General features: G+C 67.4%; 18 protein-coding genes. 14 read left to right on the forward strand and 4 right to left on the reverse strand.

Going from position 1 to position 21650, the window contains the following annotated elements; genetic code table 11:
- Positions 1-254 precede the first annotated feature (254 nt).
- Positions 255-887, reverse strand: coding sequence for a YiaD family glycine zipper/OmpA-like lipoprotein (locus FOB47_RS12690; protein WP_023263915.1), 633 nt, complete (start codon positions 885-887; stop codon positions 255-257).
- 366 nt (positions 888-1253) lie between these two features.
- Between FOB47_RS12690 and apbC the strand changes: the two genes are divergently transcribed.
- The 14 genes from apbC (at position 1254) to FOB47_RS12760 (ending at position 17479) form a co-directional block, all read left to right on the forward strand.
- Complete coding sequence (apbC, locus tag FOB47_RS12695; protein WP_053821144.1) at positions 1254-2342, forward strand: iron-sulfur cluster carrier protein ApbC; 1089 nt, start codon at positions 1254-1256, stop codon at positions 2340-2342.
- A gap of 2 nt (positions 2343-2344) precedes the next feature.
- On the forward strand, positions 2345-2875 hold the full coding sequence (locus tag FOB47_RS12700; RefSeq protein ID WP_390884813.1) for a DUF3305 domain-containing protein: 531 nt from the start codon (positions 2345-2347) through the stop codon (positions 2873-2875).
- Between the two features lie 126 nt (positions 2876-3001).
- Positions 3002-3694 (forward strand): DUF3306 domain-containing protein, encoded by a 693-nt coding sequence (locus tag FOB47_RS26020; RefSeq protein WP_217488931.1) that lies wholly within the window; start codon positions 3002-3004, stop codon positions 3692-3694.
- A gap of 101 nt (positions 3695-3795) precedes the next feature.
- Complete coding sequence (locus tag FOB47_RS12710; RefSeq protein WP_174781242.1) at positions 3796-5952, forward strand: 4Fe-4S binding protein; 2157 nt, start codon at positions 3796-3798, stop codon at positions 5950-5952.
- A gap of 190 nt (positions 5953-6142) precedes the next feature.
- Complete coding sequence (locus tag FOB47_RS12715; protein ID WP_053821146.1) at positions 6143-6775, forward strand: TorD/DmsD family molecular chaperone; 633 nt, start codon at positions 6143-6145, stop codon at positions 6773-6775.
- 265 nt (positions 6776-7040) lie between these two features.
- A complete protein-coding gene (locus tag FOB47_RS12720; protein WP_006579351.1) occupies positions 7041-7250 on the forward strand; it encodes a hypothetical protein in 210 nt (69 codons plus the stop codon).
- Between the two features lie 100 nt (positions 7251-7350).
- On the forward strand, positions 7351-10380 hold the full coding sequence (locus FOB47_RS12725; RefSeq protein ID WP_053821147.1) for a molybdopterin-dependent oxidoreductase: 3030 nt from the start codon (positions 7351-7353) through the stop codon (positions 10378-10380).
- Positions 10381-10390: 10 nt separating this feature from the next.
- On the forward strand, positions 10391-11080 hold the full coding sequence (fdh3B, locus tag FOB47_RS12730; RefSeq protein WP_053821148.1) for a formate dehydrogenase FDH3 subunit beta: 690 nt from the start codon (positions 10391-10393) through the stop codon (positions 11078-11080).
- A complete protein-coding gene (locus tag FOB47_RS12735) occupies positions 11077-11316 on the forward strand; it encodes a hypothetical protein (protein WP_053821149.1) in 240 nt (79 codons plus the stop codon). The genes fdh3B and FOB47_RS12735 overlap by 4 nt, the downstream gene beginning before the upstream one ends.
- Positions 11317-11377: 61 nt before the next feature.
- The gene (locus FOB47_RS12740; protein ID WP_082371395.1) at positions 11378-12628 is read left to right on the forward strand and encodes a formate dehydrogenase subunit gamma; all 1251 of its coding nucleotides are present in this window, start codon (positions 11378-11380) and stop codon (positions 12626-12628) included.
- A gap of 73 nt (positions 12629-12701) precedes the next feature.
- A complete protein-coding gene (locus FOB47_RS12745) occupies positions 12702-13247 on the forward strand; it encodes a superoxide dismutase family protein (protein WP_151022196.1) in 546 nt (181 codons plus the stop codon).
- Positions 13248-13340: 93 nt separating this feature from the next.
- Positions 13341-14171 carry a formate dehydrogenase accessory sulfurtransferase FdhD gene (locus FOB47_RS12750; RefSeq protein ID WP_053821150.1) on the forward strand — a complete coding sequence of 277 codons (831 nt, stop codon included), beginning with the start codon at positions 13341-13343 and terminating at the stop codon, positions 14169-14171.
- A 275-nt stretch (positions 14172-14446) separates the two neighbouring features.
- The gene (gene dcd, locus FOB47_RS12755; protein ID WP_053821151.1) at positions 14447-15013 is read left to right on the forward strand and encodes a dCTP deaminase; all 567 of its coding nucleotides are present in this window, start codon (positions 14447-14449) and stop codon (positions 15011-15013) included.
- Between the two features lie 195 nt (positions 15014-15208).
- Positions 15209-17479: an arginine/lysine/ornithine decarboxylase gene (locus FOB47_RS12760; protein WP_053821152.1), complete on the forward strand. Its 2271-nt coding sequence runs from the start codon at positions 15209-15211 to the stop codon at positions 17477-17479.
- 105 nt (positions 17480-17584) lie between these two features.
- Here FOB47_RS12760 and FOB47_RS12765 read toward each other — a convergent pair whose 3' ends face one another.
- From FOB47_RS12765 to argH, 3 genes are all read right to left on the reverse strand, one after another.
- Entirely contained in the window at positions 17585-19318 is a 1734-nt protein-coding gene (locus FOB47_RS12765) for a TRAP transporter large permease (protein WP_174781243.1), read from the reverse strand.
- Between the two features lie 12 nt (positions 19319-19330).
- Complete coding sequence (locus FOB47_RS12770) at positions 19331-19930, reverse strand: TRAP transporter small permease subunit (protein ID WP_053821154.1); 600 nt, start codon at positions 19928-19930, stop codon at positions 19331-19333.
- A 244-nt stretch (positions 19931-20174) separates the two neighbouring features.
- The gene (gene argH, locus FOB47_RS12775; RefSeq protein WP_174781244.1) at positions 20175-21584 is read right to left on the reverse strand and encodes an argininosuccinate lyase; all 1410 of its coding nucleotides are present in this window, start codon (positions 21582-21584) and stop codon (positions 20175-20177) included.
- Positions 21585-21650 lie beyond the last annotated feature (66 nt).

Below are 21650 nucleotides of genomic sequence, written 5' to 3' on the forward strand. Positions count from 1 at the left end.
TTGGATATCGGTGTTCCGCTGCGCGGGCGGGCCGGCGCGGAAAACCGCCATTCTAGCAAGCGGGGCAGGCGGCCACCGGCGGCGGCGCCGGTACGGACGCCGTTGCGGACCGCGCGGCCAAAAAAAAAGCGCCGGTCAGAGCCGGCGCAGCTTTCCACAACGGAAAAGGAGGAGAAATCAGGTACCGCCCGGGAGGTCAGCCACCCATCGCGAGCCAGCAACGGTGGCAAGCGGTACCTGTTTCTATGACTCCATCATCCTTGAATTGGTTTCAAAAAAATTTCGACCCGGCGATTCTGGGCCCGGCCGGCCTCGGTGGCGTTGTCCGCAATCGGCTGGGACTGGCCCCGGCCTTCGGCGCTGAGCCGGTTGCGCGCGACGCCGCGGTCGCCCAGGTAGCCGGCCACGCTCTGGGCGCGGCGCTGGGACAGCTGCATGTTGTAGGTCGGGTTGCCGGTGCTGTCGGTATGGCCGATCACCGTGGCGTTGACATCCTGATGCTGGCTCAGCGTCTGGGCGACCTGGTCCAGCACCGAACGGAACGACGGCTTGATGGTGGCGCTGTCGGTATCGAACGTCACCTGGCTGGGGATATTGACCTTCAGCGAGCCGTCCGGCTGCTCGGTGATCTGGGTGCCCGTGCCCGCGGTATCGCGGCTCAGCTTGCCGCGGATCGCGTTCCAGTTGTAGCCCAGCGCACCGCCCGCGGCCGCGCCGACGGCGGCGCCGATCACGGTGCCCTTGGTATTGCCGCCGATCAGGTTGCCCAGGCCGGCGCCCACCGCCGCGCCCGCGCCGGTACCGACGGCGGTGTGCGTACCCTGCTCGGTCGCACAGCCGGCGGCCAGTGCGGCGACGATCGAAAGGCTGACGAGCTTGAGTTTCATGCTTTCTCCTTCTGTCGATTGTTGTGCTTCAACTGCGGCTGCCTGCGCCCCGGGTTGGGGCATTGTGACGCACTGGCCTAATTGCGCCAGCAGCTTCCAAAAAATGCAAGCGTCAAGTGGCGTTGCAGGCAGCCTTCTGGCCCTGCCAACGTCCCTGACCGGATCCTGGGCGAGCCGACGTATCGGGGCACTACAATAGGGAGATGCCGCCCCGTGCACAAGCGCGACGCTGTGAAAGTTGTAAGCGCGTGTAATCCCTTGTACACCGCAGGGGTAATCGAGCCCTTCCGGCCGGTTGCCGAGCCGCGGGGCCACTCTTTGATACAGTACGCGCCTTCCCCCACATATCAAGTAGCGGAGATTGTCTTGAGCCTTACCGTTGACCAGGTTACCGAAGCCCTGCGTGCCGTGATCGATCCCAACACGGGCAAGGATCTGGTGAGCACGCGCTCCGCCCGCAATATCCGTGTCGATGGCGGCGATGTCTCGCTCGACGTCGAACTCGGCTATCCGGCCAAGAGCCAGCTCGACCCGATCCGCAAGCTGGTGATCGCGGCGCTGCGCGCCCTGCCGGGCGTCACCAATGTCAGCGTGACCGTGACGATGCATATCGTCGCCCACGCGGTTCAGCGCGGCGTCAAGCTGCTGCCCGGCGTCAAGAACGTGATCGCGGTCGCCTCCGGCAAGGGCGGCGTCGGCAAGTCGACCACCGCCGTCAACCTCGCGCTGGCGCTGGCGGCCGAGGGCGCGCGCGTCGGCATGCTGGATGCCGACATCTATGGCCCGAGCCTGCCGATGATGCTGGGCATCGACGGCCGCCCCGAATCCGCCGACGGCCAGACCATGGAGCCGCTGGAAGGCCACGGCCTGCAGGCCAATTCGATCGGCTTCCTGATCGAGCAGGACAATCCGATGGTCTGGCGCGGTCCGATGGTGACCTCGGCGCTGGAGCAGCTGTTGCGGCAGACCAACTGGCACGAGCTGGACTACCTGATCGTCGACATGCCGCCGGGCACCGGCGACATCCAGCTGACGCTGTCGCAGAAGGTGCCGGTGACCGGGGCGGTGATCGTCACCACGCCGCAGGACATCGCGCTGCTGGACGCGCGCAAGGGCCTGAAGATGTTCGAGAAGGTCGGCATCCCGATCCTTGGCATCGTCGAGAACATGGCAGTCTACTGCTGCCCGAACTGCGGCCACGTCGAGCATATCTTCGGCGAGGGCGGCGGCGAGCGGATGTGCGAGCAGTATGGCGTCGACCTGCTGGGCAGCCTGCCGCTGAACCTGTCGATCCGCCAGCAGGCCGATTCCGGCCGGCCCACGGTGGTGGCCGAGCCCGACAGCCCGATCGCCGAGCTCTACCGGGGCATCGCCCGCAAGGTGGCGATCAAGGTCGCCGACAAGGCGCGCGACATGACCAGCAAGTTCCCCAGCATCGTCGTGCAGAACACCTGATCATGGAACCGATGCAGTCCGAGGTCCCGGTGCCCGCCGGCAGCCGTCCCGCGGTGACGATGGCGGTGGTGATGCGCAAGGTCGCGCTGGCCAGCCGCTGGCAACCCTGGAAATGGGAGCTCGAGGCGGTGGTGCCGGACCTCGGCGCATTCGGCGCCGAGCCGCACTGCCTGCACGAGGACGACCAGGGCGCGCGCTGGCTGTATCCCGGCTACCCGGTCGCGCTGTTCCGCGACGAAGCCGAGGGCTACTATCTGAACCTGAGCTCCACCGCGCCGTGCTGGTTCGTGCTGTGGCGCATGGACGAGTCGCTGCCGGAAGACCGGCGCCGGCCGCTGCCGGTGACCGTCTCGCTGTCGTACAACGAGGCCGGACGCTGGCTCGACGCCGGCGAGACGGTCGAGAACGTGCCGCTCGCGCCCGAACAGCTGGCCTGGCTGCAGGCCTATGTGGCCGAGCACTACCGGCCCGAGCCGAAGAAGCGGCGGCGGCCGGAGTCGTTCAAGTCGCCGCAGGACCGGGCGCGCTACTGAACGCACCACTGAACGCGCACCACTGAACGCACCACCGAACGCGCTGCCGAGCGCACCTCTGAACGTGCTACTGAAATCCGCGGTACGGATGTCGCTGACCGACCCCTTGCCGCCTGACTCTCCATCATGAGCGATCCGACCGAAACGTCCTTCCTGTCCCGCTGGTCGCGCCGCAAGGCCGCCGTGCGCGAGGGCAAGGCCGTGGCGGCCGAACCGGCGCCGCCGCCCGCCGCGCCGGTTGCCGTTCCGGCGAAGACCGATGCGCCGGCCGGTGCCGTCGTCCCCGAGGCCGAAGCGCCGCCTGCGCCGACGCTGGCCGACGTGGCGATGCTCAAGCCCGGCGACAGCGTGGCCCGCTTCGTCGCGCAGGGCGTCGACGAGACCGTCAAGCGTGCCGCGCTGAAAACGCTGTTCGCCGACCCGCATTTCAATGTGATGGACGGGCTCGACATCTATATCGACGACTACAGCAAGCCCGACCCGATTCCGCCGGATGTGCTGCGGCGCCTGCGCCAGTCCGAGACGCTGGGCCTGTTCGATCCGATCGAGCAAGCGCAAGAGGCCGGCACCGCAGCCGGCCCTCGGGACCCGGCTTCAGTCGACGACGCTCAAGCCCCGGCCGAATCGTCCGTTGATGTCCCCGAGGACGGCACCGGCGAGCCGGATGGCACGGGGCAGGCCGCCCCGGACGACGGCGCCGAGCACGGCATGCAGGCGCAGACCGGCGCGCAAGCCGGGGCGCAAACCGCACCCGCTCCGGCGGCCGATGTCGCCGCGGCCGTGCGGCATACCGGACCAGCTACGGACAAACCTGCGTAGCCCCGGCCCGGCCTCGGGCCTACAATGTCACTCCCCCACAAACCGCCGGCGCGGACCCGCTCGACAGAAGCGGACCGACAAGCCGGCCAGCTGTACCGACCATGCCGACGCTGATCTGCAATTGCAACGACACCATGCCGCTTGACGGGGCGGTACTGTCGGATGCCTCCATCCAGCCGGGCGCCGCCCCGCTGAAAGTCCACCGCCTGCTGTGCCGCCGCGAGGTCGGCGCCTTCACCGCCGCGCTCGATGGCACCGAAGACGTGATCGTCGCCTGCACGCAGGAACGCCCGCTGTTCACCGAACTGGCCGCGAAGACGCAGGCCGACGGCGTCGTCACCGCGCCGGTGCGCTTCGTCAATATCCGTGAGACCGGTGGCTGGTCGCGCGGCGCGCACAAGGACCCGCGCACCGCCAACGCCAAGATCGCGGCGCTGCTCGCCGCCGCGGCGCTGCCCGACCCGGACCCGGTGCCGGTGGTCGAATACCGCTCGGCCGGCAGCGTGCTGGTGATCGGTCCGGCCGCGCGGGCGCTGCCCTGGGCGGACCGTCTCGGCGAGGCGGGCCTGCAGGTGACGGTGCTGCTGAGTGCTGCCGGCGCGGGCGCTCTGGACGGCGCGGCGCCGCCGGCAATGCGCGACTATCCGGTCCACAGCGGCCGGCTCGACAAGCTGACCGGCTGGCTCGGCGCCTTCGAGGCCAGCTGGGAAACCGGCGCGGGCCGCGCCAATCCGATCGACCTGGACCTGTGCACGCGCTGCAATGCCTGCATCGACGCCTGCCCCGAAGGCGCGATCGACTTCAGCTACCAGATCGACCTGAGCCGCTGCACCGCGCACCGCGACTGCGTCAAGGCGTGCGGCGCGGCCGCGGCGATCGACTTCGACCGGCCCGCCGCCACCGTCAGCGAGCGCTTCGACCTGGTCTTCGATTTGAACGACAGTCCGTTCTTCGGCCGGCATGCGCCGCCGCAGGGCTATCTGCATGCGGGCGCGGACCCGCTGCGGCAGCAGCGGATGGCGCTGACCGCGACGCAGCTGGTCGGCGAATTCGAGAAGCCCAAGTTCTTCCAGTACAAGGAATCGCTGTGCGCGCACGGCCGCAACCGGACCACCGGCTGCTCGGCGTGTATCGACGTCTGTTCGGCCGAGGCGATCGGTTCGCGCTGGCAGGACGGCAAGGGCCGCATCGAGGTCGCGCCGAATCTGTGCGTGGGCTGCGGGGCGTGCACCACGGTCTGCCCGACCGGCGCGATCAGCTATGCGTATCCGAAGCCCGATCATCAGGGCCGGCGCCTGCGCACGCTGCTGTCGACCTACCGGCAGGCCGGCGGGCGCGATGCCGTGCTGCTGCTGCATGGGCAGGAACACGGCGACCCGCGCATTCTCGCGCTCGGCCGCGAGGCGCGCGCGGGCCGGCTCGGCGGCATCGCGCCGAACGTGATTCCGGTTGGCCTGTTCCATCCCGCCTCGGTTGGCCTTGAACTGTGGCTGGCGGCGATCGCCTGGGGCGCGGACCGCGTCGCGGTGATGCTGACCGGCGACGAGGCGCCGCAATATCGCACGGCGCTGGCCGAGCAGATGGGCGTGGCTCAGGCCATCCTTGCGGGACTGGGCTATCGCGGCGAGTTCCTTACGCTGATCGACGCCCCCGATGCCGGCTCGCTCGATCGTGCGCTTGCCGCGCTGAAGCCAAACCAGGCGGCGCTGCCCGCGGCCGCCTTCCACGCCGCGGCGGCCAAGCGCGAAACGCTGGGCTTCGCGCTCGACCACCTGGCCGCGCATGCGCCGCTGCCGGCCGAGACCGTGCCGCTGCCCGCGGGCGCGCCGCTGGGCGCGGTGCAGGTGGACACCGGCCGCTGCACGTTGTGCATGGCCTGCGTCGGCTCCTGTCCGTCGCAGGCGCTGCGCGACAACAGCGAGCGCCCGGTACTGTCCTTCCTCGAGCGCAACTGCGTGCAGTGCGGCCTGTGCGAGCGGACCTGCCCGGAAGACGCGATCACGCTGGTGCCGCGGCTGCTGACCGGCGATGGCGTGCGCCAGCCCGTCACGCTGCACGAGACCAGGCCCTTCCACTGCATCCGCTGCGCCAAGCCATTCGGCACCGCGCAGATGGTCGAGGCGATGCTGGGACGTCTGGCCGGCCATCCGGCCTTCGCCGGCGCCGCTGCCGATCGCCTGAAGATGTGCAGCGACTGCCGGGTCGTCGACATGATCGAGAAGGACACCGGCGCCGCGACCGGCGCGACGTTGCAGTAGTCCGATCCGCTGCGGCGTACCGTCTCTCCGGTCCTCTCCCGCGAGCGGGAGAGGACAGTGAAAGGCCATCCGATGGCGCATGCGGATGCCTCCCCTCTCCCGCGGGCGGGAGAGGGGCAGGGGAGAGGCAGCCCCGCCGACGACACGCCCCAACGTTTTCAACCCCGCCTACGACCCGACCCGCCGAACGATGAGCGATACCCGACCGATCCGCCTTACCGAATCCGCTCCCACGGACCAGGCCGAAGACACCGCCCGCGCCGACCTCTACGGCCTGCTGGCCACGCTGTTCTATCGCGCCCCCGACGCGGCGCTGCTGCACCATATCGCCGCCAATCGCGCTCCTGCCGACGATGCCGGCAGCCCGCTTGGCCAGGCGTGGAATGCGCTGGGCGAAGCCGCGGCGGGCACCACCGAGGCGGAGGCCGCGGACGAATACCAGCAGCTCTTCGTCGGCATCGGCAAGCCCGACATCTTCCTGTACGGCTCGTACTACCAGACCGGCTTCCTGCACGAGCGCCCGCTGGTCGCGGTGCGAGAGGACCTGGCGCGCTACGGGCTCGAGCGTCATGAAGGCGTCAGCGAACCCGAGGACCATATCGCGACGCTATGCGAGGTGATGCGCTTCCTGATCGCCGGCGACGACCTCTCGGTGTCGAACCTCGGCGAGCAGCAGCGTTTCTTCGCGCGCCATCTGCAGCCGTGGGTCGAGTCGCTGTGCGATGCGGTGATCGCGCATCCGGGCGCGCGCTTCTATGCGCGTGCGGCGGAATTGCTGAAGTCGTTCGCGGCCGTCGAGGCGGTCGCGATGGAGATGCATTGATATGCGTGACAGCGCTAAAGCGGGCGGCTCGGCGAGCCGATAAACGCGAGTTGGCGTGCGGAACGAGATGTCGCGATGCGGATGCGGGTGCCAGCGTGTGGTGTGCAACGACATGTCTCAAGACATTTGATGCACAGCGCCATGATTACGGAAAATCAGGATAAACCCGCGGTCAGCATGGTCATTGCGTGCATATCGATCTACAATACGCAAAACAATGCATAACTAGATTGGTAATCGGTAAATATTACCGAGGAGCCCCCCCATGAAAGAGAAGGAAACCCGGGTCGCACGTCGCCATTTCCTCGCGGGCGCTGGCGTCGTCGCCGCCGCCGCGGGTGCCGCGGCCCTGACCGCGCGCACTCCTGCCGCCCCCGCCGGTGCGATTCCCGCGCCGGAACCCACTGCTGCCGACAGCAACGGTTACCGTGTCTCTGAACACGTACGGAAGTATTACCGGACGACGCTGGTATAAGCCCCGCGATTTGCCGGTTCGCCGTGATGCCAGTCATCCCGGCGCGGCCGCATCTCGCGATATCGCCTTTACCCGCTTCGTACCTTTCCCGAGGTGACACATGATTCTGACCCGCAAGCACGCGGCCCAGGGCGGCGCCCCTGCGCAGCGCGTTGATCGACTCGCGTCCGCTCAGCCGGCCGCCGCTTCGTCCGCACGCCTGTCGGCACGACTGGCCACGAGCCTCGCCGGCGCGATGCCGACGATGGACCGCCGCAGCTTCCTGAAGCGCTCCGGCATCGGCGTCGGCGCGGGCCTCGCGGCCTCGCAACTGACGCTGATCCGCAAGGCCGACGCGGCCGACGGCAAGGCCGCCGGCAACGGCAAGGGCGACATCGTCGTGCGCCGCACCGTCTGCGGCCACTGCTCGGTCGGCTGCGCGGTAGATGCCGTCGTGCAGAACGGCGTCTGGGTCCGCCAGGAGCCGGTGTTCGATTCGCCGATCAACATGGGCGCGCACTGCGCCAAGGGTGCGGCGCTGCGCGAGCACGGCCACGGCGAGTACCGCCTCAAATACCCGATGAAGCTCGTCAACGGCAAGTACCAGCGCATCAGCTGGGACCAGGCGCTGGACGAGATCACCGCGAAGATGAAGCAGATCCGCCAGGAGACCGGCCCGGATTCGATGTTCTTCATCGGCTCGTCCAAGCACAGCAACGAGCAGTCGTATCTGCTGCGCAAGTGGGTGTCGTTCTTCGGCACCAACAACACCGACCACCAGGCGCGCATCTGCCACTCGACCACCGTCGCGGGCGTGGCCAATACCTGGGGCTACGGTGCGATGACCAATTCCTACAACGATATGCAGAACGCCAAGGCGGCGCTGTATATCGGCTCGAACGCGGCCGAGGCGCACCCGGTATCGATGCTGCATCTGCTGCATGCCAAGGAGAACGGCTGCAAGGTGATCGTGGTCGATCCGCGCTACACCCGCACCGCCGCCAAGGCCGAGCAGTACGTCCGCATCCGCTCGGGCACCGACATTCCGTTCCTGTTCGGCGTGCTGTACCACATCTTCAACAACGGCTGGGAAGACAAGGAGTACATCCGTCAGCGCGTCTATGGCATGGACAAGGTGCGCGAGGAAGTGCTGGCCAAGTGGACGCCGGACAAGGTGGAAGAGGCCTGCGGCGTGCCCGAGGAACAGGTCTACAAGGTCGCCGAGACCATGGCCAAGAACCGGCCCAGCACGCTGGTCTGGTGCATGGGCCAGACCCAGCACACGATCGGCAATGCGATGGTGCGCGCCTCGTGCATCGTGCAGCTGGCGCTGGGCAACATCGGCGTGTCGGGCGGCGGCGCCAACATCTTCCGCGGCCACGACAACGTGCAGGGCGCGACCGACGTCGGCCCGAACCCGGACTCGCTGCCGGGCTACTACGGCCTGGCCACCGGCGCGTGGAAGCACTACGCCGCGGTCTGGGGCGTCGACTACGAGTGGATCAAGTCGCAGTTCCCCTCGCAGGCGATGATGGAGAAGTCCGGCACCACGGTGTCGCGCTGGATCGATATCGTCACCGAGAAGAGCGACCTGATCGACCAGGACAACAACGTCCGCGGTGTGTTCTTCTGGGGCCATGCGCCGAACTCGCAGACGCGCGGCCTGGAGATGAAGAAGGCGCTCGACAAGCTGGACCTGCTGGTCGTGATCGATCCGTATCCGTCCGCCACCGCGGCGATGGCCAACATGCCGCCGGCCGAGGGCGACAAGGTCAATCCGAACCGCGCCGTCTATCTGCTGCCGGCCGCCACGCAGTTCGAGACCTCGGGCTCGTGCACCGCGTCGAACCGCTCGCTGCAATGGCGCGAGAAGGTCATCGAGCCGCTGTTCGAATCGATGCCCGACCACACGATCATGCAGGCCTTCGCCGACAAGCTGGGCTTCGGCAAGGAGCTGTCGCGCAATTTCAAGATGATCGAGGTCAAGCGCGCCGGCCGTACCTGGATGGAGCCGGAGCCCGAGTCGATCCTGCGCGAGATCAACAAGTCGAACTGGACCATCGGCTATACCGGCCAGTCGCCGGAACGGCTGAAGGCGCATATGAAGAACATGCACATGTTCGACGTCAAGACGCTGCGCTGCAAGGGCGGCAAGGACGCGGCCACCGGCTACGACCTGACCGGCGACTACTTCGGCCTGCCGTGGCCGTGCTACGGCACGCCGGAACTGAAGCACCCGGGCTCGCCGAACCTGTACGACACCACCCGGCACGTGATGGACGGCGGCGGCAACTTCCGCGCGAACTTCGGCGTGGAGCGCGACGGCGTCAGCCTGCTGGCCGAGGACGGCTCGCACTCGGTCGGCGCGGAGATCACCACCGGCTATCCCGAGTTCGACCACGTGCTGCTGAAGAAGCTGGGCTGGTGGGACGACCTCACCGATGCCGAGAAGCAGGCGGCCGAGGGCAAGAACTGGAAGACCGACCTGTCGGGCGGCATCCAGCGCGTCGTGCTGAAGGTGCACGGCTGCCACCCGTTCGGCAACGCCAAGGCGCGTGCCGTCGTGTGGAACTTCCCGGATCCGATTCCGCAGCACCGCGAGCCGCTGTACTCGACCCGTCCGGACATGGTCGCCAAGTATCCGACCCACGACGACAAGATGGCGTTCTGGCGCCTGCCGACGCTGTACAAGACCGTGCAGCAGCGCAACATCGAGAACAAGGTCCACGAGAAGTTCCCGATCGTCCTGACCTCCGGCCGTCTGGTCGAATACGAGGGCGGCGGCGAGGAAACGCGTTCGAACCCGTGGCTGGCCGAGCTGCAGCAGGAGAACTTCGTCGAGATCAATCCGCGCGCGGCCTCCGCACGCGGCATCCGCAACGGCGACTACTGCTGGGTCAAGACGCCGACCGGCGCCACGCTGAAGGTGCGCGCGCTGGTGACCGAGCGCGTCGGCCCGGATACCGCCTTCATCCCGTTCCACTTCTCGGGCTGGTGGCAGGGCAAGGACATGCTGGACTACTACCCGGACGGTGCGCATCCGATCGTGCGGGGCGAGGCGGTCAACACGGCGACCACGTATGGCTATGACGCGGTGACGATGATGCAGGAAACCAAGACGACGGTCTGCCAGATCGAGCGCTTCGCGTAAGGGGAACACAATGGCACGCATGAAATTCATCTGTGACGCCGAGCGCTGCATCGAGTGCAACAGCTGCGTCACCGCTTGCAAGAACGAGCATGAGGTACCGTGGGGCGTCAACCGGCGCCGTGTGGTGACGGTCAACGACGGCGTGCAGGGCGCGGAGAAATCGATCTCGGTGGCCTGCATGCACTGCTCGGACGCGCCCTGCATGGCGGTCTGCCCGGTCGACTGCTTCTACCGCACCGACGACGGCGTGGTGCTGCACGACAAGGACGTCTGCATCGGCTGCGGCTACTGCTCGTATGCGTGCCCGTTCGGCGCGCCGCAGTTCCCGTCGACCGGCACCTTCGGCGTGCGCGGCAAGATGGACAAGTGCACGTTCTGCGCGGGCGGTCCGGAAGCCAACGGCAGCGAGGCCGAATTCGAGAAATACGGCCGCAACCGGCTGGCCGAAGGCAAGCTGCCGCTGTGCGCGGAGATGTGCTCGACCAAGGCGCTGCTCGGCGGCGACGGCGACGTGATCGCCGACATCCTGCGCAACCGCGTGATCAAGCGCGGCACCGGCGGCGACGTGTTCGGCTGGGGCACCGCCTATGGCACCAACGGCCAGGCCGCCCAGCGCGCTCCGGCCGCGCCGGCCGGCACCCCGGCTCCGGCCCAGCAGACGCCGGCCGGCCCGTCCACTCCCGCGGGGCAGGCATCATGAACAGGAACAAGCTGATGTGGACCGCGGCGCTCGCCGCGCTGATCGGACTGGCGGGCTGCGGCGAGGAGCCGCAAACCGCCAGGCCGAGCCCGAAGAAGACCGACACCGCGGCCTGGAAGGGCGCGCCTGGCGATCCCTTCGTCGCCGCCGGCTGGACGCAGGGCGACCAGACCAGCTGGCAGAAGCAGATCCGCCAGCGCAACCAGCTGCAGAACGAGTACACGCGCGTCCAATGAGCCAGGCGTGCATGGGCGGCCGCCGTTGCCGCCGACTTCAAGCCGATCCGAAGGAGGCCCTATGAGCGCCAAGCTGATTTCCGCGCTGGCCGGCAAGGCCCGCGCCGCCGCGGCGGCGGCCGCCTGCGCGCTGGCGCTGGCCGTTCCGTTGCTGCATGCCGGCGCGGCGCAAGCGCAGACCACACCCGCGCAAGCGCCCGCGCAGGCAGCCGCCCAGGGTCAGAGCCCGGCAGCGACGCCGACGCAGGCGGAAGCCGACACCAACAATCCCGCGCTGCATCCGCAGCAGCCGTTCTCGGGCATCGCCTCGCAGAACATTTTCGACGTGCCCGAGCGCGACATCGCCGCCGAGGCGCGCGAGCAGCAGAGCCGCACGCGCACGCAGCCGGGCAACAACGCGCCGGTCTGGCGCGAGATCAATTCGGACCAGCGCCACTACAGCAGCCTGCCTGACAAGGAAGCCGGCGTGCTGATCCTGCGTACCGGCCAGGAATGGCGGCTGTTGCGCAACGGCGTGATCACGGTCTGGGGCGGCTGGCTGCTGGTGCTGGTACCGGCCGCGATCCTCGCCTTCTTCGTCTGGCGCGGCACCATTCCGCTGAAGTCGCAACCGACCGGCCGCATGATCGAGCGCTTCACGCCGCTCGAGCGCATCGTCCACTGGACCATGGCGATCGCCTTCGTCGTGCTGGCGGTGTCGGGCATCGTGATGCTGTTCGGCAAGCATTTCCTGCTGCCGATCATGGGCCATACGCTGTTCGGCTGGTTGACCTATCTGCTGAAGAACGTCCACAACATCGTCGGACCGGTGTTCACGCTGTCGCTGATCGTCGGCTTCGTGATCTTCGTGCGAGACAACCTGCCGTCGCGCGACGACATCCGCTGGCTGACCAGCCTGGGCGGCATCGCCAGCGGCAAGCACGTGCCGAGCGGCCGCTTCAACGCCGGCGAGAAGGGCTGGTTCTGGGTCGGCGTGTTCCTGCTCGGCCTGCTGATCTCGGCCTCGGGCTTCGTGCTCGACAAGATCGTGCCGGGACTGGACTACTACCGCACCACGATGCAGCTGGCCCATATCGTCCACTCGATCGCCGCGATCGTGATGATGGCGATGGCGTTCGGCCATATCTACATGGGCACGATCGGCATGGAAGGCGCCTATCGCGCGATGCGCGACGGCTATGTCGACGAGGCCTGGGCGAAGGAGCACCACGAGCACTGGTACGACGACGTCAAGTCCGGCAAGATCCCGGCCCAGCGTTCCGCCCCTTCGCGCCGCCAGCCGGAGCGCCGGCCCGCGCCGGGCGAAGCGTAAGCCGTACCCCGCGGACCAGGCTGGGATGAGCGCTACAATGCATGTTCGACATCACCGTGACAGGAGGTTCGGCATGAAGCGTATTCTTTTCGGTCTGGTGGCAAGCGGCGCGCTGGCTGCGTGTTCGCAGACGGGGCAGCTGGGACAGATGATGGGCGGCGGCGCCACGGCGGAACGGGCAGTCGCGCCGCTGACCGCCAAGAGCGGCACCAATACCCAGGGCACCGTGACCTTCACCCAGCATGGCGACCATGTGATGGTGCTGGCCGACGTGACCGGCCTGCCGCCGAATTCGGTGCACGGCTTCCATGTCCACGAGAAGGGCGACTGCTCGGCCCCCGATGCGATGAGCGCCGGCGGCCATTTCAACCCGACCGGGAAGCCGCACGGTTCGGTCAATACGCCGGACCACCATGTCGGCGACATGCCGAACCTGACCGCCGACGCCAATGGCCGCGCACGGGCCAGCTTCCAGCTGACCGGCATGACCGTCGCGCCTGGCGCCAACAGCGTGGTCGGCCGGGCCGTGGTCGTGCACAAGGACCCCGACGACTACAAGACCCAGCCCACCGGCAATTCGGGCGGCCGCATCGCCTGCGGCGTGGTGGTCAAGTCCTGACCGGCGCGGCCGGCGCCGTGGCCCGCCGCGGCTGAGCGGGCGGGCCTACCCGAGCGCCGGCCCTGCCTCGATGTTTTCGATTTCCCCGTACCCATGTCCCTGCGTCCCGAACTGAGCCAAGCCGCCGTCCCGCTGATCGAGGAGGTCGAGGTGGTCGACGAGCAGGGCCGCGTGCGCTCGGCCTTTCTGCCGGGCGAGCGGCCGCTGACGGTCTATCTCGACAAGCGCGAGCTGGTCACGCTGATGACGCTGGGCGGCGCCCCGGAGGCGCTGGTGCTCGGCTATCTGCGCAACCAGCGGCTGGTCGAGTCGATCGAGGACATCGCCGCGATCCAGGTCGACTGGGAGACCGAGTCGGCCGCGGTGACCACGCGCGGCGGTGTCGACCGCATCGAGGAGCGCACCGCGCGCAAGATCGTCACCACCGGCTGCGGCCAGGGCACGGTGTTCGGCTCGCTGCTCGACGAGGTCGACCAGATCCGGCTGCCCGACGACGCGGTGCTGGACCAGCAGACCCTCTACAGCATCGTCGATACGATCCGGCTGCAGCAGTCGGTCTACAAGCAGGCCGGCTCCGTGCACGGCTGCGCGCTGTTCCAGGGGCGCGAGCTGCTGATGTTCATCGAGGACGTGGGCCGCCACAACGCGGTCGACGCGATCGCCGGACGGATGTGGCTGGAAGGAATGGACGGCGCCGACAAGGTGTTCTACACCACCGGCCGCCTGACCTCGGAGATGGTCATCAAGGGCGCGCAGATGGGCATACCGTTCCTGCTGTCGCGCTCGGGCGTCACGCAGATGGGCTATCAGATGGCGAAGCGCGTCAACATGACGCTGTTCGCGCGCTGCACCGGCAAGCATTTCCTGCTCTATACCGGCCGCCAGCGCTTCCGTCATAGCGAGCCGCAGGCCGCGGTGGCCTGAGGCCGATCGGGGCGCGGCCAACCCTCTCCCCCGGCCCCTCTCCCGCGAGCGGCAGAGGGTAGCAAACCAACGCATCGCCGCAAGCGGACCCATCTCCCGCCCGGGAGGCGAGCGAGCCGAGGGAGCCGGCAAACCGACTCCCCTCGCCCGCTTGCGGGAGAGGGGATGGGGGAGAGGGCAGGGACGGCAAAGGTTGTACAATGCGGCCCATTGCGCGCCATGCCGCCCGTTGCGGCGTTCCACTTCGCGGCGCTTCTTCCGTTCACCGCTACCTTATGAGCATCAAATCCGACAAGTGGATCCGCCGCATGGCGGAGCAGCATGGCATGATCGAGCCGTTCGAGCCGGGCCAGGTCAGGGAAATGGATGGCCGCAAGATCGTCTCCTATGGCACCTCGAGCTACGGCTACGACATCCGCTGCGCCGACGAATTCAAGATCTTCACCAACATCAACAGCACCATCGTCGACCCGAAGAACTTCGACGAGAAGTCGTTCGTCGACTTCAAGGGCGATGTCTGCATCATCCCGCCGAATTCGTTCGCGCTGGCCCGCACCGTCGAGTATTTCCGCATCCCGCGCAGCGTGCTGACGATCTGCCTGGGCAAGAGCACCTATGCGCGCTGCGGCATCATCGTCAATGTGACGCCGTTCGAGCCCGAGTGGGAAGGCTACGTGACGCTGGAATTCTCGAACACCACGCCGCTGCCCGCGAAGATCTATGCCGGCGAAGGCTGCGCCCAGGTGCTGTTCTTCGAGAGCGACGAGGTCTGCGAAACCTCGTACCGCGACCGCGGCGGCAAGTACCAGGGCCAGCACGGTGTCACGCTGCCGAAAACCTGATTGCCCTACAATGCGGCCCAATGGCGCTTGACGCACCAGGACCACCGCACCGACCGCCATCACGGAACATCCAGAACCGGCGCAGCGGCCCGACCGCTACGCCATGAATATCCGAGCCACATGTCCCCGCGCGCCGAACGCGGGCCATGTGGCTCAAGTCCTTTTGCCTCTCTCTCCTTTCCGCGAGGACGCCCGATGAAATTCCGCTTCCCCGTCATCATCATCGATGAAGACTTCCGCTCCGAGAACATTTCCGGCTCGGGCATCCGTGCGCTGGCCCAGGCCATCGAGGCCGAGGGCATGGAGGTGATGGGCCTGACCAGCTATGGCGACCTGACCTCGTTCGCGCAGCAGTCCAGCCGCGCCTCGACCTTCATCGTGTCGATCGACGACGACGAGTTTGCCAGCGGCACCGACGAACCCGAAGCGGCGGCGATCGAGAAGCTGCGCGCCTTCGTCACCGAGGTGCGCCGGCGCAATGCCAACCTGCCGATCTTCCTGTACGGCGAGACCCGTACCTCGCGCCATATCCCGAACGACATCCTGCGCGAGCTGCACGGCTTCATCCACATGTTCGAGGACACGCCCGAGTTCGTGGCCCGGCATATCATCCGCGAAGCCAAGGTCTACCTCGAATCGCTGGCGCCGCCGTTCTTCAAGGCGCTGATCGACTACGCGCAGGACAGTTCGTACTCGTGGCACTGCCCGGGCCACTCGGGCGGCGTCGCCTTCCTGAAGAGCCCGGTCGGCCAGGTGTTCCACCAGTTCTTCGGCGAGAACATGCTGCGCGCCGACGTCTGCAATGCGGTCGACGAACTGGGCCAGCTGCTGGACCACACCGGGCCGGTCGCGGCATCCGAGCGCAATGCCGCGCGGATCTTCAATTCCGACCACATGTTCTTCGTCACCAACGGCACGTCGACGTCGAACAAGATGGTGTGGCACGCCAACGTGGCGCCCGGCGATATCGTGGTGGTCGACCGCAACTGCCACAAGTCGATCCTGCACGCGATCATGATGACCGGCGCGATCCCGGTGTTCCTGATGCCGACGCGCAACCACTACGGCATCATCGGCCCGATTCCTAAGAGCGAGTTCGACCCGGAGACCATCCGCAAGAAGATCGCCGCGCACCCGTTCGCCAGCCAGGCGAAGAACCAGAAGCCGCGCATCCTGACGATCACGCAGGGCACCTACGACGGCGTGCTGTACAACGCCGAGCAGATCAAGGAGATGCTGGCGGCCGAGATCGACACGCTGCATTTCGACGAGGCCTGGCTGCCGCACGCGGCGTTCCACGACTTCTATCGCAACATGCACGCGATCGGGCGCGATCGTCCGCGCAGCAAGGACGCGCTGGTGTTCGCCACGCAGTCGACCCACAAGCTGCTGGCGGGGCTGTCGCAGGCCTCGCAGATCCTCGTGCAGGACTCCGAGACGCGCAAGCTCGACCGGTACCGCTTCAACGAGGCGTACCTGATGCATACGTCGACGAGCCCCCAGTATTCGATCATCGCCTCGTGCGACGTGGCCGCGGCGATGATGGAAGCGCCGGGCGGTACCGCGCTGGTCGAGGAGAGCATCCAGGAGGCGCTGGACTTCCGCCGCGCGATGCGCAAGGTCGAGGGCGACTACGACGCCGGCAACAACGGCGACTGGTGGTTCAAGGTCTGGGGCCCGGAAGACCTGAACGAGGACGGCATCGGCGACCGCGAGGACTGGATGCTGAAGGCCAACGACCGCTGGCACGGCTTCGGCGACCTCGCCGACGGCTTCAATCTGCTGGACCCGATCAAGGCCACGATCATCACGCCGGGGCTGGACGTCGATGGCGAGTTCAGCGAGCGCGGCATTCCGGCGGCGATCGTCACCAAGTACCTGGCCGAGCACGGCATCATCATCGAGAAGACGGGCCTGTACTCGTTCTTCATCATGTTCACCATCGGCATCACCAAGGGCCGCTGGAACTCGCTGGTGACCGAGCTGCAGCAGTTCAAGGACGACTACGACCAGAACCAGCCGCTGTGGCGCGTGCTGCCGGAGTTCGTCGGCCGCTTCCCGCAGTACGAGCGGATGGGCCTGCGCGACCTGTGCGACGCGATCCACAGCGTCTACAAGGCCAACGACGTCGCGCGCGTGACCACCGAGATGTACCTGTCGGACATGGAACCGGCGATGAAGCCGTCGGATGCCTGGGCGATGATGGCGCACCGCGAGATCGAGCGGGTGCCGGTCGACGACCTCGAGGGCCGCGTCACCGCGATCCTGCTGACGCCGTACCCGCCGGGCATTCCGCTGCTGATCCCGGGCGAGCGCTTCAACCGGACCATCGTCCAGTACCTGAAGTTCGCGCGCGAGTTCAACCAGCTGTTCCCGGGCTTCGAGACCGATATCCATGGCCTGGTGGCCGAGGAGATCGACGGCAAGCGCGTGTACTTCGTCGATTGCGTGAAGCAGACGGCCTGACGGCGGCGGCACGGTAAAGCAAAACGGCCGGCATCAACGGATGCCGGCCGTTTTGCTTGATGCCGTCGTTCGAGCGAGGGCCGGCTCGAACGATCCCGGCTCGAACTACTTCTTCTCGAACTCGAACACCGGGGCCGATGGGCCGCTGTCGCTCGACTGGCCCGGCGCGCTCGGCGTCTCGAGCTGCGCGCCGCCCGGCAGCGTTGGCGCTTCCGGTGCCTCCGACGGTCCGGACGGCGCCGTGCCGCCTGGCGCCGGCTGCGTGGTGGTGCCGAAGTCGATGTCCAGGCTGCGCGTGATGCTGCGGTCCTGGGCCTTCGTCTTGTCGGTGGTCACCAGGCCCGGGAAGATGATGATCAGCGACACCATGATCAGCTGGATCACCACGAACGGCACCGAACCCCAGTAGATGTCCGAGGTCTTGACCGAGCGCGGCGCGACCGAGCGCAGGTAGAACAGCGAGAAGCCGAACGGCGGGTGCATGAACGAAGTCTGCATGTTGACCGCCAGCAGCACGCCGAACCAGATCAGGTCGATGCCCAGCTTGTCGGCGACCGGGCCGACCAGCGGCACCAGGATGAAGGCCAGCTCGAAGAAGTCCAGGAAGAAGGCGAGCAGGAAGAACAGCACGTTGACCGCGATCAGGAAGCCGGTCTGGCCGCCGGGCAGCGCCGTCAGCAGATGCTCGACCCACAGGTGGCCGTCGACGCCGTAGAACGTCAGCGAGAACACCCGTGCGCCGATCAGGATGAAGATCACGAAGGCCGACAGTTTCAGCGTCGACTCCATCGCCTGCTTGGTCAGACCCAGGTTCAGCCGGCCCTTGATCAGCGCCAGCACCAGCGCGCCGAGCGCGCCCATGCCGCCGCCCTCGGTCGGCGTCGCCACGCCGATGAAGATCGTGCCCAGCACCAGGAAGATCAGCGCCAGCGGCGGGATCAGCACGAAGGTCACCTTCTCGGCCATCTGCGACAGCAGATTGAGCTTGAGCACGCGGTTGATCACCGCCAGCACGAAGGCGAACGAGATCGCCGCGCCGATCGACACCACCAGCCGCTCGTCGAGCGGGCCGCCGGGGTTGTAGTTCATGTCGACCACCACGCCGACGACCACGGCCAGCGCGGTCAGCACCAGCACCGAGGTCGAGCCGCTCTTGCCGCTGGGCTCGCGGAAGGTGCGCGCTTCCAGCGGCAGCGCCGGGGCGGCGGCGGGCTTGAACAGCGTGACCAGCAGCACATAGCCCATGTACAGGCCGGTCAGCACCATGCCGGGCACGAAGGCGCCCTTGTACATGTCGCCGACCGAGCGGCCCAGCTGGTCGGCCAGCACGATCAGCACCAGCGATGGCGGGATGATCTGCGCCAGCGTGCCCGACGCGGCGATCACACCGGTGGCCAGCCGCTTGTCGTAGTTGTACTTGAGCATCAGCGGCAGCGAGATCAGCCCCATCGAGATCACCGAGGCCGCCACCACGCCGGTGGTCGCCGCCAGCAGCGCGCCGACGAAGATCACCGCGTAGGCCAGGCCCCCGCGGATCGGGCCGAACAGCTGGCCGATCGTATCGAGCAGGTCCTCGGCCATGCCGGACCGCTCCAGTATCAGCCCCATGAAGGTGAAGAACGGAATCGCCAGCAGCGTGTCGTTCTCGATGATGCCGAACAGCCGGCTCGGCAAGGCCTGCAGCAGCTCCGGCGGAAGCAGGCCCAGTTCGATGCCGATGAAGGCGAACAGCAGGCCGTTGGCGGCCAGCGCGAAGGCGATCGGGAAGCCCGACAGCAGGAAGACCACCAGGGAGCCGAACATGATCGGCGCCATGTTGTCGATCAGGAATTGCGTCATCGCGGTCCTCGCTTACGGGGTTGCCGGGGGACCGCTACGGCCGCCATCGGTCAGCGCGGCGGCGTTTTCCGCGGGGCTGTGGCCGTGCTTGCGGAACGCCTCGAACGGCAGCTCGCCCCGCAGGTAGGCGAAGCGCTTGATCAGCTCGGACAGGCCCTGCAGGTTCAGCAGGAAGAAGCCGGCGACGATCAGGAACTTGGCCGGCCAGCGGATCAGGCCGCCGGCATTGCCGGACATCTCCTGCCCGGCATAGGACAGCCAGAAGTAGGGGATCGACAGCCACAGGATGATCAGCGAGATCGGCAGCAGGAACAGCAGGATGCCGACGATATCGATCCAGACTTGCGTGCGCTCGGAGAAGCGTCCGGCGATCACGTCGATGCGGACATGCTCGTCCTTGCGCAGGGTGTACGGCGCGCCGAGCAGGAACACGCCGGCAAACATGTACCACTGCAGTTCGAGCCAGGCGTTGGAGCTGACGCTGAAGGTGTAGCGAATGATGGCGTTGCCCGCGCAGACCAGTACGGCCAGCAGGATCAGCCATTTCGCCCACCTCCCGATGGCATCGTTCACGGCGTCGATAAGCCGTGAGATCCTCATGAGGAGAGACATGTGAACGTCCTAGGGATGGGGAAAAACCGGGGTGGCGCGTCAGTTTACGGTTGAACCCCACGGCAAATCGCTAGGGTTAATCCCCAATTCGTCACATTGTCTGCGTTGTCCGACCCGGAAGCGGGCCGGGGGAGGAGGGCGGCGGGAGGGGGGAATTCCCCACCTTGGTGGGGAGCGTCCCCGTGGAGAACGGGGACGCTGCAAGGCGGATGGCCGATCGCCGGATCAGCCGGTCGGCCTTCGATCAGCCGGCCTTGCGCGCGGCCGCGATCGCGGCGCGGACCTGGTCCGGTGCGGTGCCGCCGATATGGTTGCGGGCGGCCACCGAGCCCTCGAGCGTCAGCACGCCGTGGACGTCGTCGCCGATCAGCGCCGCCTTGTCGCCCAGGCCGGTGGCGTCGCGCAGCTCCGCCACGGTCAGGTCGGCCAGGTCGCACTGGCGCGCGTCGCAGGCGCGCACGGCGTGGGCGACCGCCTCGTGGGCGTCGCGGAACGGCAGGCCCTTCTTGACCAGGTAGTCGGCCAGGTCGGTCGCGGTCGCGTAGCCCTGCAGCGCCGCGGCGCGCATCGCCTCGGGCTTGACCGTGATGCCCGGCACCATGTCCGCGAAGATGCGCAGCGTGTCGACCACGGTATCGACCGTGTCGAACAGCGGCTCCTTGTCTTCCTGGTTGTCCTTGTTGTACGCCAGCGGCTGGCCCTTCATCAGCGTCAGCAGGCCGATCAGATGGCCGTTGACGCGTCCGGTCTTGCCGCGCGCCAGCTCCGGCACGTCCGGGTTCTTCTTCTGCGGCATGATCGAGCTGCCCGTGCAGAAGCGGTCGGCGATGTCGATGAAGCCGACGCGCGGGCTCATCCACAGCACCAGCTCTTCCGAGAAGCGCGACACGTGCGTCATGATCAGCGCCGAGGCCGCGCAGAATTCGATGGCGAAGTCCCGGTCGGACACCGCGTCCAGCGAGTTGCGGCAGACGCCGTCGAAGCCCAGCTGTTGCGCAACGAACTCCCGGTCGATCGGATAGCTGGTGCCCGCCAGCGCGGCGGCGCCCAGCGGCAGGCGGTTGACGCGCTTGCGGGCGTCCTGCATGCGCTCGGCATCGCGCGTGAACATCTCGACGTAGGCCAGCAGATGGTGGCCGAACGTCACCGGCTGCGCGACCTGCAGATGGGTGAAGCCCGGCAGGATCGTGTCGGCATGCTGCTCGGCCAGATCGAGCAGCGCGTTGCGCAGGTCGCCCAGCAGGCCGACGATGTTGTCGATCTCGCTGCGCAGCCACAGGCGGATATCGGTCGCCACCTGGTCGTTGCGCGAGCGGCCGGTATGCAGCCGCTTGCCGGCATCGCCGACCAGCGCGGTCAGCCGCGCCTCGATATTCAGGTGGACGTCTTCCAGGTCCAGCTTCCATTCAAAGCCGCCGGCCTCGATCTCGCCGCGGATCTGCGCCATGCCGCGCTCGATCTCGGCCCGGTCGGCGTCGCTGATGATGCCCTGCCGGGCCAGCATCGCCGCATGCGCCAGCGAGCCCTGGATATCGAACAGCGCGAGGCGCTTGTCGAAGAACACCGAAGCGGTGTAGCGCTTCACCAGGTCGGACATCGGTTCGGAGAAGCGGGCGGACCAGGCTTCGCCTTTCTTGGCAAGTTGGGAGGTCATGGCGGTAGGGAACTGGACAGTGCCCACGCACCGAGGCGTGCCGGGCAACGGAAAGGATAGGAAAAG

Source organism: Cupriavidus gilardii, assembly GCF_013347325.1.
Lineage (GTDB): Bacteria > Pseudomonadota > Gammaproteobacteria > Burkholderiales > Burkholderiaceae > Cupriavidus > Cupriavidus gilardii.